The organism is Paragemmobacter ruber (assembly GCF_009908315.1).
GTDB classification, from domain to species: Bacteria; Pseudomonadota; Alphaproteobacteria; order Rhodobacterales; family Rhodobacteraceae; genus Paragemmobacter; species Paragemmobacter ruber.
Map to the genome: position 1 here is coordinate 41,871 of NZ_JAAATW010000007.1, position 13,779 is coordinate 55,649.

General features: G+C 65.3%; 14 protein-coding genes and 2 tRNA genes. 8 read left to right on the forward strand and 8 right to left on the reverse strand.

Features of this window, described 5'->3' with window-relative positions; all coding sequences use genetic code 11:
* The first annotated feature begins 3 nt into the window (after positions 1 to 3).
* Both GU920_RS18650 and GU920_RS18655 read left to right on the forward strand, forming a co-directional pair.
* Positions 4 to 558, forward strand: a complete 555-nt coding sequence (locus GU920_RS18650; RefSeq protein WP_161768622.1) for a DedA family protein — start codon at positions 4 to 6, stop codon at positions 556 to 558.
* On the forward strand, positions 549 to 1,268 hold the full coding sequence (locus GU920_RS18655) for a glycosyltransferase (RefSeq protein ID WP_161768623.1): 720 nt from the start codon (positions 549 to 551) through the stop codon (positions 1,266 to 1,268). Before GU920_RS18650 ends, GU920_RS18655 begins: the two co-directional genes overlap by 10 nt.
* A 72-nt stretch (positions 1,269 to 1,340) precedes the next feature.
* On the opposite strand, the gene GU920_RS18660 is transcribed toward GU920_RS18655, so the two are convergent.
* The 3 genes from GU920_RS18660 to GU920_RS18670 all read right to left on the reverse strand — a co-directional run bounded on the left by GU920_RS18660 (position 1,341) and on the right by GU920_RS18670 (position 4,581).
* Entirely contained in the window at positions 1,341 to 3,161 is a 1,821-nt protein-coding gene (locus GU920_RS18660) for a hypothetical protein (RefSeq protein WP_161768624.1), read from the reverse strand.
* 379 nt (positions 3,162 to 3,540) lie between these two features.
* Positions 3,541 to 3,615 (reverse strand) — tRNA-Asn (locus tag GU920_RS18665).
* A 69-nt stretch (positions 3,616 to 3,684) separates the two neighbouring features.
* Positions 3,685 to 4,581: an MBL fold metallo-hydrolase gene (locus tag GU920_RS18670; protein ID WP_161768625.1), complete on the reverse strand. Its 897-nt coding sequence runs from the start codon at positions 4,579 to 4,581 to the stop codon at positions 3,685 to 3,687.
* Between the two features lie 49 nt (positions 4,582 to 4,630).
* On the opposite strand from GU920_RS18670, the gene GU920_RS18675 reads away from it, so the two are divergent.
* The gene (locus GU920_RS18675) at positions 4,631 to 5,947 is read left to right on the forward strand and encodes an ATP-binding protein (protein WP_161768626.1); all 1,317 of its coding nucleotides are present in this window, start codon (positions 4,631 to 4,633) and stop codon (positions 5,945 to 5,947) included.
* Between the two features lie 78 nt (positions 5,948 to 6,025).
* Here GU920_RS18675 and GU920_RS18680 read toward each other — a convergent pair whose 3' ends face one another.
* From GU920_RS18680 to erpA, 4 genes are all read right to left on the reverse strand, one after another.
* On the reverse strand, positions 6,026 to 6,352 hold the full coding sequence (locus tag GU920_RS18680; RefSeq protein ID WP_161768627.1) for a hypothetical protein: 327 nt from the start codon (positions 6,350 to 6,352) through the stop codon (positions 6,026 to 6,028).
* Positions 6,353 to 6,492: 140 nt separating this feature from the next.
* Entirely contained in the window at positions 6,493 to 7,275 is a 783-nt protein-coding gene (gene xth, locus GU920_RS18685) for an exodeoxyribonuclease III (RefSeq protein ID WP_161768628.1), read from the reverse strand.
* A 68-nt stretch (positions 7,276 to 7,343) separates the two neighbouring features.
* Entirely contained in the window at positions 7,344 to 8,060 is a 717-nt protein-coding gene (locus GU920_RS18690; protein ID WP_161768629.1) for a hypothetical protein, read from the reverse strand.
* Positions 8,061 to 8,138: 78 nt separating this feature from the next.
* Positions 8,139 to 8,465 (reverse strand): iron-sulfur cluster insertion protein ErpA, encoded by a 327-nt coding sequence (gene erpA / locus GU920_RS18695; protein WP_161768637.1) that lies wholly within the window; start codon positions 8,463 to 8,465, stop codon positions 8,139 to 8,141.
* A gap of 83 nt (positions 8,466 to 8,548) precedes the next feature.
* Here erpA and GU920_RS18700 point away from each other — a divergent pair, with 83 nt between their 5' ends.
* Positions 8,549 to 9,724 carry a deoxyguanosinetriphosphate triphosphohydrolase gene (locus GU920_RS18700; protein ID WP_161768630.1) on the forward strand — a complete coding sequence of 392 codons (1,176 nt, stop codon included), beginning with the start codon at positions 8,549 to 8,551 and terminating at the stop codon, positions 9,722 to 9,724.
* A 22-nt stretch (positions 9,725 to 9,746) separates the two neighbouring features.
* Here the strand turns inward: GU920_RS18700 and GU920_RS18705 are convergent, their stop codons facing one another.
* The gene (locus GU920_RS18705) at positions 9,747 to 10,232 is read right to left on the reverse strand and encodes a disulfide bond formation protein B (RefSeq protein ID WP_161768631.1); all 486 of its coding nucleotides are present in this window, start codon (positions 10,230 to 10,232) and stop codon (positions 9,747 to 9,749) included.
* A 183-nt stretch (positions 10,233 to 10,415) separates the two neighbouring features.
* Here GU920_RS18705 and ypfJ point away from each other — a divergent pair, with 183 nt between their 5' ends.
* The 4 genes from ypfJ to GU920_RS18725 all read left to right on the forward strand — a co-directional run bounded on the left by ypfJ (position 10,416) and on the right by GU920_RS18725 (position 13,347).
* Positions 10,416 to 11,264: a KPN_02809 family neutral zinc metallopeptidase gene (gene ypfJ, locus GU920_RS18710; RefSeq protein ID WP_161768632.1), complete on the forward strand. Its 849-nt coding sequence runs from the start codon at positions 10,416 to 10,418 to the stop codon at positions 11,262 to 11,264.
* Between the two features lie 304 nt (positions 11,265 to 11,568).
* Positions 11,569 to 11,652: transfer RNA gene (locus GU920_RS18715), tRNA-Leu, on the forward strand.
* Positions 11,653 to 11,713: 61 nt separating this feature from the next.
* Positions 11,714 to 12,880 (forward strand): DUF6538 domain-containing protein, encoded by a 1,167-nt coding sequence (locus GU920_RS18720; RefSeq protein WP_161768633.1) that lies wholly within the window; start codon positions 11,714 to 11,716, stop codon positions 12,878 to 12,880.
* Positions 12,881 to 13,059: 179 nt separating this feature from the next.
* Complete coding sequence (locus tag GU920_RS18725; RefSeq protein WP_235933414.1) at positions 13,060 to 13,347, forward strand: hypothetical protein; 288 nt, start codon at positions 13,060 to 13,062, stop codon at positions 13,345 to 13,347.
* The last annotated feature ends 432 nt before the right edge of the window (positions 13,348 to 13,779 follow it).

Sequence of the window (13,779 nt, forward strand, 5' to 3'; positions counted from 1 at the left end):
CGGATGGAGACGGAAGCGATCCGCGCGCTGTTGCAGGAGCAGGGATTGGCCGTGCTGTTCGTGCTGGCCGTGATCGAGGGGCCGGTTGCGACCGTGGTCGCGGGGGCGCTGGCGGCGGCGGGGCTGTTTGATCCGCTGGCCGTGCTGGCGGTGGCGCTGGCGGGCGATCTGGTGGGGGATATCCTGCTTTATGCGCTTGGCCGGTTCTGCCCCGGTCTGGCGCAGCGGCTGTTTCCGGGGCGGATGCCGCTGCAACCCGCGGGGTTGCAGGCCATGTTCGCCCGGCGTGGCGGATGGCTGCTGCTGATCGGCAAGCTGACCCATGTCGCGGGCTTTGCGGTGATCCTGACGGCGGGCTTTGCGCGGATGGCGGTGGGGCGGTTCGTCCTGTTCTCGGTCATGGCGAGCCTGCCCAAGGTGGCCGCGCTGGCGGCACTGGGCTGGGTGTTCGGGATGTCGGTCGGGGCGGGGGATCTGGGGCTGATCCTGATGGGCGTGATCGCGGCGGCGGGGATCGCGGCGCTGGGTCTGACGATGTGGAGGCGAAGATGCGCGTGAGCGTGAGTTGCATCATCCCGGCCTGGAACGAGGCGGCACGTCTCCCCGTGGTCCTGCGGGCGGTGCTGGGCCATCCGGCCATCGACGAGGTGATCGTGGTGGATGACGGATCGACCGATGACACCGCCGCGGTGGCGCGGTCGCTGGGGGCTGCGGTGCTGCGGCAGGAGCGCAATCGCGGGAAATCGGCGGCGGTGGCGGCGGGCGTCGCGGCGGCGCGGGGCGATCTGGTGCTGCTTCTGGATGCCGATCTGATCGGGCTGACGCCAATGGCGGTGATGGACCTGCTGCTGCCGGTCCGGTCGGGGCGGGCGGATGCGGCGATCAGCCTGCGCCAGAATGCGCCATGGCTGTGGCGGTGGATCGGGCTTGACTACATCTCGGGCGAGCGGGTGATGCCGCGCGCGATGCTTCTGCCCTATCTGGACCGGATGGCCGGGCTGAAGGGATTTGGTCTGGAAGTGTTCCTCAACCGCCTCTGGCTGGCACAGCGTGTGCGGCTGGCGGTGGTCGGGCTGGCTGCGGCGAGCCCGTCGAAGGCGGCCAAGCAGGGGCTTTGGCGGGGCTTGCGTGCGGATGTCGGGATGCTGCGCGATATCGGGGCGACGGTCGGCGGGATGCAGGTGCTGCGCCAGATCATCGGCCTGCGGCGGCTGCGCCTGCACGAACGCGCAGGGCGGCCGGTGGCCGCATGGGCCGAGGGCGAGTGACGCTGGCGGATGGGTAAGGGGCGCGGTTTGGAACCGCGCCCCTTGCCGTGATGCATTTGCGATGCGACAGGATCAGCTGTTGGCCTGGCCTTCGCCACCGTCGGCGCCGCCATCGGCGCCATCGCCCTGTCCGTCCTGGCCCCCGGCATCGCTTTCGCTGCCTGCGTCGCCTGCCGCTTCGGCGGATTGATCTCCATCGGCGCTTTCACCTTCGGAGGTGCCGTCGGTGTCGGCAGCGGACGTGTCGGTGTGGCCATCGGCGGCCAGCGCGTCGTGCAGATCACCGCCCGCGTTCCAGTTTTCGTTCAGCGCCTCGCCCGCCGCATGCAGGCTTTCATCGGTGCCAGCGGCGGCGGTTTCCGCCGCATCGGCCGCATCGGACATGTCGTCGGCGGCGTCTTGCACCTCGGCGGGAACGTCGGGCAGGGCGGCCACTTCTTCGGCCAGGGCGTCGGCCTCTTCCTGCGCCACGCCGAGCGCCGCGAGCGCCTTTTGCAGTTCGACCTTGGCATCGTTCACGGCTTCGACCGCCGCCCATTCCTCGGGGCTGCCGGCGAGGGCGGCCTTGGCATCGGCAAGGGCCTTTTCCAGCGCAAGGCTTGCAGCGGCGACCTCGGCCTCTTCGGCGGCGGTGGCGGCCTTGGCCTCATCCGATGCGGCCTGCGCCTCGGCCAGCGCCTTGGCGGCTGAGGACAGCAGATCCGCCAGTTCCTGCGACTGGCGCGAGGTGGCATCGGCCAGTTCGCGGGCGATGGCCTCGGCCGCCTGTGCTGCGGCGAGTGCGGCGGCCTGCGTGGTGTAGTCCTCGTTCAGCTTTGCAAGGCCGAGCGCCTTTTCGATCTTGGCCAGATCCTTTTGCGCGTCTTCCAGATCGTCGGTCTGCTGTTCCATTTCGTGCTTTGCGGCGGCGAGTTGACCGCCGGCGCGGAAGGCGTCGAGCTTGGCGTTGCGGCAATCGCTGCCCTTGCACTTGTCATCCTTGGCGAGCTGTTCCTTGAAACGCGCTTCGGCGGCGGCGAACTTCTCTTCGGCCTCGCTGAGGTTCTTGGCGGCGCGGGCGTAGTCTTTGGTCTCTTCCTCGACTTCCCGTGCGGCGCGTTTGTAACGCTTGTCGTCCATCGCGGAGTTGAGCGCCTTCGTCGCGGCGTCGAAGGCGGCCTCGGCCGCGGCGATGCGGCCCTCGAGTTCGGCCAGCGACGCCTTAGCATCGTTGAGCGCCTTGTCGAGCAGGGCCTGCTTTTCATCCTTGGTCAGCCCACCCAGCGCGGCGCCGAGTTCGGCTTCGGCGATGTCGGCCTTGCCGGCCAGTTCCAGCGCGCGCTCCACCAGCGGTTTGGCCTTTTCGTTGGCCTGATCAAGCTTTTCCTCGGCTTCGGCCAGACGGTCGCGGGCTTCGACATAGGATTCGAGGGCCTTGCGCTTGGCGGTGTTGAAGTCGGGCAGCAGCGTTTCGGCGGTGTCCGGCTCCATCGCGTAGAGCGCCTGCAGTTCGGCCTCGGAAAGGCCGGTGCGCGTGGCCCGGCGGATGCTGCGATCCAGCGCAACCTGTGCCTTTTGCACATTTGCGGTGGCCACGCCGAGATTGCGCGTTGCCGTGTGCAGCCGGTCGATCAGATCGCTGAAATCGGCGGTGGGTCTTTCCTTGCTTTTCTTGTCGGTGCCCGTTGTGGCGACGACGGAGTTCGTGGCGGTGTTGGTCAAGGCCAGCGCCAGTTCCGGGCAGCGGGTGGACATGCGCAGGATGCGATCGGCGAAGTTCGGCGCCGCGATGAAGGCGAGGGGATCCCGCTCTGCATCAGCGCAGAGCCCTCCCGCACCAGTGGCAGCTTGGGCGCCAACGGGAAGGAGACAGGCGAGGAGAAGGGCCGAAAGGGGGGCAGCGGAACGGGACATGGCTAGCCTTTTGGATGTGGCGGGGGTGCCTTTGTGTTGCCGCTTTCGGATATTAACCAGCCTTAATGCTGTCAAATTTTCGCCCAAATTACGGATGTTTAGGCGTGTTCTGGAACCTATGCTTCCCAGCGTTAACGATTGTTTACGTTTGCGTGATGATCGTGCCGGATGCCGGTGCGAAAGGGGCGCGCGGATCGAATCACTGTGGCAACTTTGAGGCGAGCGCGGCCTGACCAGCAGGGCCCTTCCCCGGGCAGGTAGGCGACAGCCGACCGCGCGTGCGGCGCGTGGCATCGGGTGGAGGGCGTTTGTGGCGAGACCGGTCAAGCGGCACGAAATCCCGCGCGCGGACTGTTGTCGCTTCAGGTTTGGGGATTTTTGGCTCCGGCGGTAGGGATCGAACCTACGACCAATTGATTAACAGTCAACTGCTCTACCGCTGAGCTACGCCGGAACACGGGGGCCGTATAGCAAGGGTGTTTGGGGGCGGCAAGGGGATAGTCGCAGAAAAGTTGCGGTAGGGTCAGATCTGGTGAAAGCGGGCTTGGGCAGAGACAGGACCCTGAGTGCTGACTTCCTTTTTTTCAAGAAGATCAAGGAGGTGGGCAAGCACGTTCTGCCGTGCTGCAGGGAGAAGCGGCGGGGCGAGGTCTGGATAGAGCCGCTGGGCAAGGGTGGCCGCGTCGGCGGGGCCTTGGGCCAGTGCGGCGCGGATCTGATCGGCGCGCGCTTCGCGATGGGTGATCAGCGCCCGGACGCGGGTTTGCGGGTCTGGGATCGGGTCACCGTGGCCGGGCAGGAAAAGCGACCAGTCGGGGCGGTCGAGCCGGGCGAGGGAGGCCATGTAGGCCTGCATGTCCCCGTCGGGGGGAGAGATGACGGAGGTGCTCCATCCCATCACGTGATCGCCCGAGAACAGCCAATCCCCCGCGGAGAGGCAGAGATGGCCCCCCAGATGGCCGGGGGTGTGCAGGGCCGTGATCTGCCAGTCCGGGCCGGACAGGCTTTCGCCATCTGCCAGTCGCAGGTCTGGGGTGAAGGCGCGGTCAAGCCCGTCGCCCCCGGCGGTGAGGCCATCATCCGCGAGCCTTTGCATCATGGGTGAGCGTCCGTCGTCGGCCAGACCGTAGGCGAGGATGGGGGCGCCCGTCGCGGCGCCAAGGGTTGGCGCCAAAGCGGAATGGTCGCGATGGGCGTGGGTCACGATGATGTGGCTGATGCGCTCGTCCGGGTCGAGTGCGGCGCGGATTGCCGCCAGATGGGCAGCATCGTCGGGGCCGGGATCAATGACGGCGACATTGCCGCTGCCCAGAAGGTAGGTGTTCGTCCCGCGAAAGGTGAGGGGGGAGGGGTTCGGGGCCAGAAGGCTGCGCAGGCGCGGCGGGTTGGATGGGAGGCGGGCGGGGTGGGGCGGGGGCATGGCGACGTCCTCTTTCCTCCGGGGCGGGGGCAGGCTAGGCTCTGGCCCCATGGCCCGCAAGTCCTTCCTCCCCCGTGGTCTTTTCGGCCGCGCCGCGCTGATCCTGATCGTGCCGATCGTCACGATCCAGCTGGTGGTGTCGGTCACCTTCATCCAGCGGCATTTCGAGCGGGTGACGCAGCAATTGACGGGTGGGGTGGCGGCCGAGGTTCGGCTGCTGCTGGAAGAGGCCGAGGCGGCGGCGACGGTGGGGGCGGCGGCGGCGCGGCTGGCCCAGATCGCGGGGCCGCTGGAGGTGGAGGTGGTGCTGCCTGCGCGCAGCGCGGCGCCTGCGGCGGATCGCACCGAATGGCTGGATCTTTCGGGGCGTGTGGTGATCCGCACCTTGCGGGAGGAGTTTCCCGCGCTGGAGCCGGTCGATCTGGTGGAGGGCGACGGGATGGTGCGCCTGCATCACCCGACGCGCTGGGGCGAGATGGTGGTGACGATCAACCGGGCGAGGATGTCGGCGACCAATCCGCATCAGCTTTTGGTGCTGATGATCGTGACCTCCGTGCTGATGACGGTGATTGCCTATCTGTTCCTGTCCAATCAGCTGCGGCCCATCGCGCGGCTGGCGCGGGTGGCCGAGGCGTTCGGCAAGGGTCAGGTGATCCCCTACCATCCGCGTGGGGCGACAGAGGTGCGGGCGGCGGGGCATGCCTTTCTGGACATGCGGGCGCGGATCGAGCGGCAGATCGAACAGCGCACGCTGATGCTGTCAGGCGTCAGCCACGACCTGCGCACGCCGCTGACGCGGTTGCGGCTGGGCCTGGCGATGCTGCCCGAAGATGAGGAGACGCGCGCCCTGCTGGGCGATGTGGCCGAAATGGAGCGGCTGGTGGACGAGTTTCTGTCCTTTGCGCGGGGCGATGCGACCGAGGCAGTGGAGCCTGTGGACCCGGCCGCGCTGGCGCGGCGGGTGGTGGAGAATGCGCAGCGCGTGGGGGGGCGTGTGGCCTTTCATGCGCCCGATCGCGTGCCTGCCGTGCCTCTGCGCCCGCAGGCGGTGACGCGGGCGCTGGAGAATCTGGTGAACAATGGCCTGCGCTATGGGCGGCGGGCGGAGGTGGCGCTGGAAATGGGGGCCAACTGGCTGCGCTATACGGTCGAGGATGACGGTCCGGGCATCCCCGAGGCGCGGCGGGCCGAGGCGGTGGTGCCGTTCAGCCGTCTGGATGCGGCCCGCGATCCGAACCGGGGCGGGGGCGTGGGGCTGGGCTTGTCGATCGCTGCCGATATCGCGCGCAGCCATGGCGGCGAATTGCGGCTGGGGCGCAGCGAAACGTTGGGCGGGCTTAAGGCGGAACTGCTGCTGGCGCGGTGACGCGGACAGCTTCTGGGGACGGGTTCTGGGGGTGCGGCACTGCTGCGGGCCGGTACCCGCCTCAGTGCCGCGACGGGGCTATTCGTAGGTGAAGGTCGCGGTTTCGCAGACATTCACCCCGCCGCGTTCAAGCACATCGCCATCCTCGAACTCGGCGCGGAAGTCGAACATGCAGTAACCGGTGGCATCATCGAAGTTGATGACGACAGAGGAGCCGGAGGGAAGGACATCCTGGCCGAGGATGTCTTCCTGCCAACTGTCGGAGCCGGTGTTGGACCCGTAGAAGCGGACGATGGTGAAACCGGTATTGTTGATGATCGTCACCCGGCGGTCGAGCGACAGGGCTGGGGCGGCGCTGGCCAAGGCCAACGCGGCGGAAAGGCTGAGGGCGGGGAAGAGGCGCATGGCAACATCCTTGGCAGCGGTTGAGACCGACAGGGAGGCTAGGCGCAGGCCGGGCAGGAGCCTAGAAAGATCAGCGAAATGGAATGTGTTATGTTCGACCTGTGGTCTGCAGGCATCACGGATGCGTGATCGGGGCGTGGTCAGGCGGCCAGTTCCACCCAGACAGGGACATGGTCAGAGGGTTTTTCGCCGGCCCGCGTATCCTTGTCGATCCCGGCCTCGCGCAAGAGGTCGGCGCATTGCGGCGAGAGAAGCAGGTGGTCGATACGGATGCCGTTGTTCCGCTCCCAAGCACCCGCCTGATAATCCCAGAAGGAGTATTGGCCGGGGCGCGGATCGCGGGCGCGGAAGGCATCGGTCAGGCCGAGATTGACGATGCGGCGGAAGGCAGCGCGGGTTTCGGGCAAAAAGAGCGCGTCCGTCATCCAGGCGTCGGGCTTGGCGGCGTCCTGCGCCATGGGGATGACGTTGTAATCCCCGCAGAAGGCGAGCGGCTCTTCGGTGGCCAGGAGCGCCTTCACCCGCGCCTCCATCCGCGCCATCCAGGCGAGTTTGTAATCGTATTTCGGGCCCGGCGCGGGGTTGCCGTTGGGCAGGTAGAGGCCGCAGACGCGGATGGCGCGCTGCTCTCCGATCACGGTCGCCTCGATCCAGCGGGCCTGTTCGTCGGCCTCGTCCCCCGGCAGGCCGCGCGAGACGTCCTCCAGCGGCAGGCGGGACAGGATCGCCACGCCGTTGAAGGATTTCTGGCCATGGGTTTCGACGCGGTAGCCCATGTCTTCGAAGACTTCGCGCGGGAAGGCCTCATCGACCGACTTGATTTCCTGCAGGCAGACGACATCGGGCTTTGCCTGCGCCAGCCATGCGGGCAGGGCCTCGATCCGGGCCTTGATGCCGTTGATGTTGAAGGTGGCAAGTTTCATGCGCGTCTCCCTGTCCGGTTCCGTTCTAGGCCGGAGGGGCGGGGGGAAACAAGTCGCGGCGTCAAGGATCAGGCTGTGGCGGCGAGGCCGCTGCGGGCGGCAGTGAGCCACAGCATGTCAAGCCGGCGAAGTTCGGCGGGATCGAAGCGATGGACCTCTTCCCAGTAGCGGCCTGTGGGGACGTGATAGCCGAGCGCGTCTTCGCGTTTCATCGCTTCATCGGCAAGGCGCAGATCGAAGGGGGCCGGGCGGGCATGGGCGGCGCGGTCGCGGGTGACGCGGGGGAAGATCAGGCGCGAGGGGCCGAAGGAGAGGTTGACCATCGCGCAACCCTCCATCGCGGCGAGGATCATCAGGCGGGCGGACTTCGCCTCGAGCGACTGGAGCGTGATGTCGGGGCGCAAGGGATCGGCCGTGCCTGCGCCGTAGAAATGGGTCTGGCCCTTGGGGTAGTGCATGTCGCAGCCGAAGGCCGCAAGGACGCGCGGTTTCAGGGCATGAAGCGCCCAATAGGCGGCGGTGAAGGCCATGGTGCCGCCGGCATAGACGAACCCGCCAAAGGCATTCTGCGCGGGGACGAAATCCGTCTCTGTCACGGCCGTCTGGCCCGGCCCCGGCTGTGGGCGGCGGTCTTGGGGAAAATCCCACGGGTAGATGTGATGCGTCCAGTCCGGCCGCACGGCATGGGCGTTGTTGATGGCGACCACATGGTCAAAGGGGGCGCGGGGCCATTGGGCGGCCTCGGTGACCGATGGGCCGGAGCCCAGCATAAGGACGCAGGTCATTCAAATCTCTCCACCATCGCTGACGGGGAGGGTAGGGCGGTGCGTCCGCAGGACGAGGGAAAAATGCAAATATGCAGATCAGATCGAGAATGACGTGCCGCAACCGCACGAAGAAGTGGCGTTCGGGTTCTGGATGACGAAACGCGCGCCGATCAGTTCCTCGGTATAGTCGATGACGGCGTTCTGCAGGAAGGGCAACGACACCGCATCCACCAGCACCTGCGCCCCGTCCTGTTCGAGGATCAGGTCATCGCCCGCCGGATCATCGAGCCGGATGTCATACTGAAAGCCCGAGCAACCGCCGCCCTCCACCGCCACGCGCAGGGCCTTTTGTTCACCCGTCGCCTCGCAGATTTCTTTCAGCCGGGCGAAGGCGCGGTCGGTGACTTTGGGGGGAAGGGTCAGGTCCATGACGGAATCCGGTTTCCTTGGCAGACGTGCAGCATATAGGATGGCGGCAAAGGTTCAACAAGAACAGGCAGAACCGCGTGACCCTTGCCCCCTATGCCTGCCAGCCCGATGCGTCGCGCGGGCGGCTGCACCCGGAACGCATGTCGTCCTTCCGGTCGCCCTTCCAGCGCGACCGGGACAGGATCATCCATTCCAGCGCCTTCCGTCGGCTGAAGCACAAAACGCAGGTCTTTGTCGAACATGAGGGCGATTACTATCGCACGCGGCTTACCCATTCCATCGAGGTGGCACAGGTGGCGCGCACGATTTCGGGCGTGCTTGGCCTGAACACCGATCTGGCAGAGGCCATAGCCCTGGCGCATGACCTTGGGCATACCCCATTCGGCCACACCGGGGAGGATGCGCTGGGCCTGCTGATGGAGCCCTATGGCGGGTTCGACCACAATGCCCAGGCACTGCGGATCGTAACGCGGCTGGAGCGGCACTATGCCGATTTCGACGGGCTGAACCTGACATGGGAGGCGCTGGAAGGGATCGCCAAGCATAATGGGCCTGTTATCGGCCCCAACGCCGACAAGAAGCACGAGGGGCCGCTGCCCTATGCGCTGGCCGAGGTGAATGCGGCGTGGGATCTGGAACTGGCCACCCATGCCAGCGCCGAGGCGCAAGTGGCGGCGATTGCCGACGACGTGGCCTATTCGCATCATGACCTGCATGACGGGTTGCGGTCCGGGCTGTTTTCCGAAGAGGACCTGATGGGCCTGCCCGTGACGGGGCCTGCCTTTGAAGAGGTTGACCGCCTTTATCCGGGGCTGGACAAGATGCGGCGGCGGCATGAGGCGCTGCGGCGGGTGTTCGGACGGATGGTGGAGGATGTGATCGCGGTCGCGCAGAACCGGCTGACGGCGGCGCAACCGAAATCGGTGGATGACATCCGCCACATGGGCACGACGATCATCCGCTTTTCCAAGCCGCTGTATCAGGAGTTGAAGGCGATCCGGTCCTTCCTGTTCCACCGCATGTATCGCGCGCCATCGGTGATGGCCGAACGGGCGAAGGTCACCCGGGTGATCAATGACCTGTTCCCGCTGTTTCTGGCGCGGCCGGAATTGCTGCCCGCCGAATGGCGCGCGGATATCGAGGCGGCGCGGGATGAGGTGACGCTGGCGCGGATCGTGGCCGATTACGTGGCCGGGATGACCGACCGTTTCGCCATTCAGGAACATGCGCGCCTGTGCGGGGGCGGGGCCTGACCTTTCGGGCGCAGCGGTGCGGTCAGGACGCGCGGCGATAGGCCGTGATCCAGACCAGGGCAAGCAGGGCCGAGAGGACGACGTTCCAACCTGCCATGGACAGGCCGAACATGGACCAGGCGATCTCGTCGCAGCGCACGACGGCGCCGACATCGACATCCGGGTTCAGCAGATCGGCGGTGGAGATGCCGCTGATGGATCCTGCGGTGCAGGAGGCCAGTCCTTCCCACCATTTCTGTTCGACGCCGACATGGAAGGCGCCGATCCCGGCGCTGGCCAGTGCGGCCAGCGCGCCCGCCAGTGGGAGAAGGCGCCCAAGTACACCGCGGGCAAACATGAGGGCGGGCAGGCCGATCGCAACGGCGATGGCATGGGGCCAGCGCTGCCAGAGGCAAAGCTGGCACGGTGCAAGCCCGCCCAGATACTGAAAGGCGAAGGCCGCGGCCAGAACGGACGCAGAGCCGCCCGCCGCGATCAGGACGGCAAGGGTGCGGCGGTCGGTGGTCATGGCGGTCTCCCTTCTTGGCCGCGGGCAGGATGACCATCGCGGCGCGGAAGGCAAGCCGCCGTTACGGGATCGTGAAGCGGGGCGGTGCGGTTTGGGTGCTGCGCGATGCGAAGGGAAGAATGGGCTTTGGCCGCAGGGTTTGCGGGTGTTAAGCTTCCGCTGTGGAACAGGGAGGAGGCACGGATGGAATGGCGCGGTCGCCGGGGCAGCCGGAACATCGAGGATCGTCGTGGCATGGGCGGCGGTGGCCGCGGGGCGGGGATCGGCGGCGCGGGCGTGATCGTGGTGCTGCTTCTGGGGTGGTTCCTCGGCGTGGACGTGACGCCGCTGTTGCAGGGTCAGCCGGGCGGGTCGGCGGTTGCGCCGACCGAAATGACGGCCGAGGATCGCGCGATGGGCGAGTTCGTTTCCGTCACTCTGGCCGACACGGAAGAGGTGTGGGCGGCGCTGTTTCGCACGCAGCTGGGCCGGGAATACCGGCCCGCAACACTCGTTCTGTTCAAAGGCTATACCCAGTCCGGTTGCGGCGGCGCGTCCGAGGCGACAGGGCCGTTCTACTGCCCCGCGGATCGCAAGGTCTATCTCGATACCGGGTTTTTCACGGTGCTTGAAGAGCGGCTTGGGGCAGGCGGCGATTTTGCCGCTGCCTATGTGGTGGCCCATGAGATCGGTCATCATGTGCAGAATGAACTTGGCATCCTTGGAGAAACCACGCGGCTGCGCCAGCAAGTGGGGGAGGTCGAGTCGAACGAAATCTCCGTCCGGGTGGAGTTGATGGCGGATTGCCTTGCCGGTGTCTGGGCGCATGAGGCGGCGGCGCGGTTCGGGTCGATCGAGAGGGGCGATATCGAAGAGGCGATGAATGCCGCCGCCCAGATCGGCGATGATACGCTGCAGCGCGAGGCCGGGCGCCGCCCGATGCCCGACAGCTTTACCCACGGGTCCAGCGAGCAGCGGATGCGTTGGTTCCTGGCGGGGCAGAACAGCGGTCAGATCGAAAACTGCGATACCTTCGCGGCCGCCCGCCTGTAGCGGGCGGAGCGCGTGGTCTTGCCGCCGCGCGGCGGTGCCTTTTCGGCGGGGCGTCTGCTGCGCGGGTCTGGCCGGGGGGGGGCGCAGGAACGGGGTCTGGCGGATCCGGGCGGCTTCCCGATCTGGGAGCGGTGCGGCACTGGCCCGATGTAAGGATGGCCCGGGGCAGGGTTATGCGGGTCCGGGGGATCTTCGGCACGGGCCGTGCGTGGGCGATGCGCCGTCGGGCACGGATCTATGGGACATCCGCCTGTCCGCCCGCCGTTGACGCGGCAGCGCACAGCGGATAGACCGCAGGCAGGTGGCCCGAGTGGCGGAATGGTAGACGCAGCGGATTCAAAATCCGTCGCCGCAAGGCATGTCGGTTCGAGTCCGACCTTGGGCACCAGCTTAGCCGATATCCCATTGATACGCCTCGGTTTCTTGACGAAACTACGCGGGCGTAGGACATGGCGTATGACCAATCGGTCCCCTTTTCGTTCCTTAAAGACGGCGTCTTTTACTTCGAACGCAGAATCCCTCGGGACGTTCAGCATCACTACGACACCCAGAAGATCGCCTACTCGTTGAGAACGCGGTCTGCGACGGTGGCTGCGTCACGAGCTCGTCGGGCGGCAGATCAACTGGACGAGTACCGGTACCACTTGCGGATCAAAGACACGGCCCTGCCAGGGAAGCATCGGCTGCGGATTGCCGCCAGCAACCAATCACACCCGCCGACTAAGCCTTTGCAGGAGACCGTGAAGCTCTCCGAGGCAGTTGGGATCTATCTGAAGCTCAAGGGCAAGGGACGTCCCGCAACCTTCAAGAGGGCCGCTGAGCGTTCCTGCGGCTACGTGATCGATATCTGCGGTGACAAGGATCTTCAGGCCTACTCGAAGGCCGATGCAAACCGTTTCCGGGACTCCCTTATCGAGCGTGGTCTGTCGGGGAGCAGTATAACGCGCGTTTTCGGCACTGTTCGATCTGTAGTGAACTTCGGTGCAAGTGAGCTGGAGGTCACCATGGCGAACCCATTTGGGAACGTCTACTTTGACCGGCTAGCTGGCGTTAAGGATCGTGTGCCGCTGCCTGACGATGTGCTTCGCAAAGTTCAGGCCGAATGCAAGCGCATCGATGATGACCTAAGATGGCTGGTAGCCCTCGTTTCGGATACCGGACTGCGTCTCGCTGAAGCTGCCGGACTTCTACGGGAGGACATTGTCCTGGATGATCAGATGCCCCGAATTGTAGTCAAAGAGCACCCTTGGCGGCGACTGAAGACGCCGACCAGTGCTTGGGAGGTTCCGCTTGTTGGAGCGGCTCTGTGGGCTGCGAAACGGATCCTCGCACAGACAGACGCAAGCCCATTTGCGTTTCCGCGTTACAACAAGTCAGACGAGACGAATTCCAACTCCGCCAGTGCGGCGCTGAACAAATGGATGAAGCCCATGGTGCCAGAACGCTGTTCGATGCATAGCTTCCGGCACTCCATGCGGGACCGCCTTCGTGCGGTTGAATGCCCATCTGACATTGTGGATCAGATCGGCGGTTGGCAGACAGAGGGTGTAGGCCAAGGTTATGGCAGGGGATACCCTCTGTCCGTTAAGGCTAATTGGATGCGCCGGATCGCCTAGCTGCAAAGCTAGGCGCTTCGTTCGAATACTGTCACCGGCTTGAGACCCAGCAGTTCGACCTGATCAGCGGTTTGAATGTCGAGATAGGGTGACCTTTTCCGTAGCTTCATTTCGATCTGAAGCCTGGGATACATCCCTGCGTCAAGCCAATGGCGAAACTGCCGACCGCTTCTTCTAGCATGTTCTTCGGTAACTTCCCACTGGTCGCCGAGGTCGCTCTTGAAGCTGTCTTCAACGATCAGGTCGATATCGCCCTATTCCGAAGCCTCGGAGAGGTAGCTGCCGAAAACAGATACTCGGTCGACGAAATGAATGAAGGCTGGGCTGCTGTTTATCTCTGCCACACGCTCAAGCACCCCTTTAAGCAGGACCTCCGCCGTTGCCCTAGAAACTGGCTTTATGAACTTGGCTTTAGCGAGCGCATTGCCTGTTGTCGTGCGGCTAAAGAGTTCTCTGCCGTCCGGTAGCGTGCGGTCGAACTCGATTTATCCCGCCATGGCCAGTTCGTTCAGTTTCTCCTTTGCTGCCATAGGTGACAGCGAGAATGCTGAAGCAAGGTCTTCGGCTAGCAGTCCCCTGCGTCTCTTCATGAAATTGCGAAGTTCCGTGGCTCCTATTCCGCAGATAACGTCGGTCTTCTTTAGTCTAATCGTCGTCTTTAGTCGTCTTGTCTCGGGGACGGCGGCTGGCAAGCCTCGATAGAACCCGCCATGTCCTACGCCCGCGTAGTTTCGTCAAGAAACCGAGGCGTATCAATGGGATATCGGCTAAGCTGGTGCCCAGGGTCTGTTGTTATGTTCCCGTTACGGGCACCTCTGCCGTTGATGGCCTCAGTAAAACAAGGGGTAGCAAAGGGCTGGAGTCACGGTCAACAGGCACGTTTTGTCCTACGGGGCCTG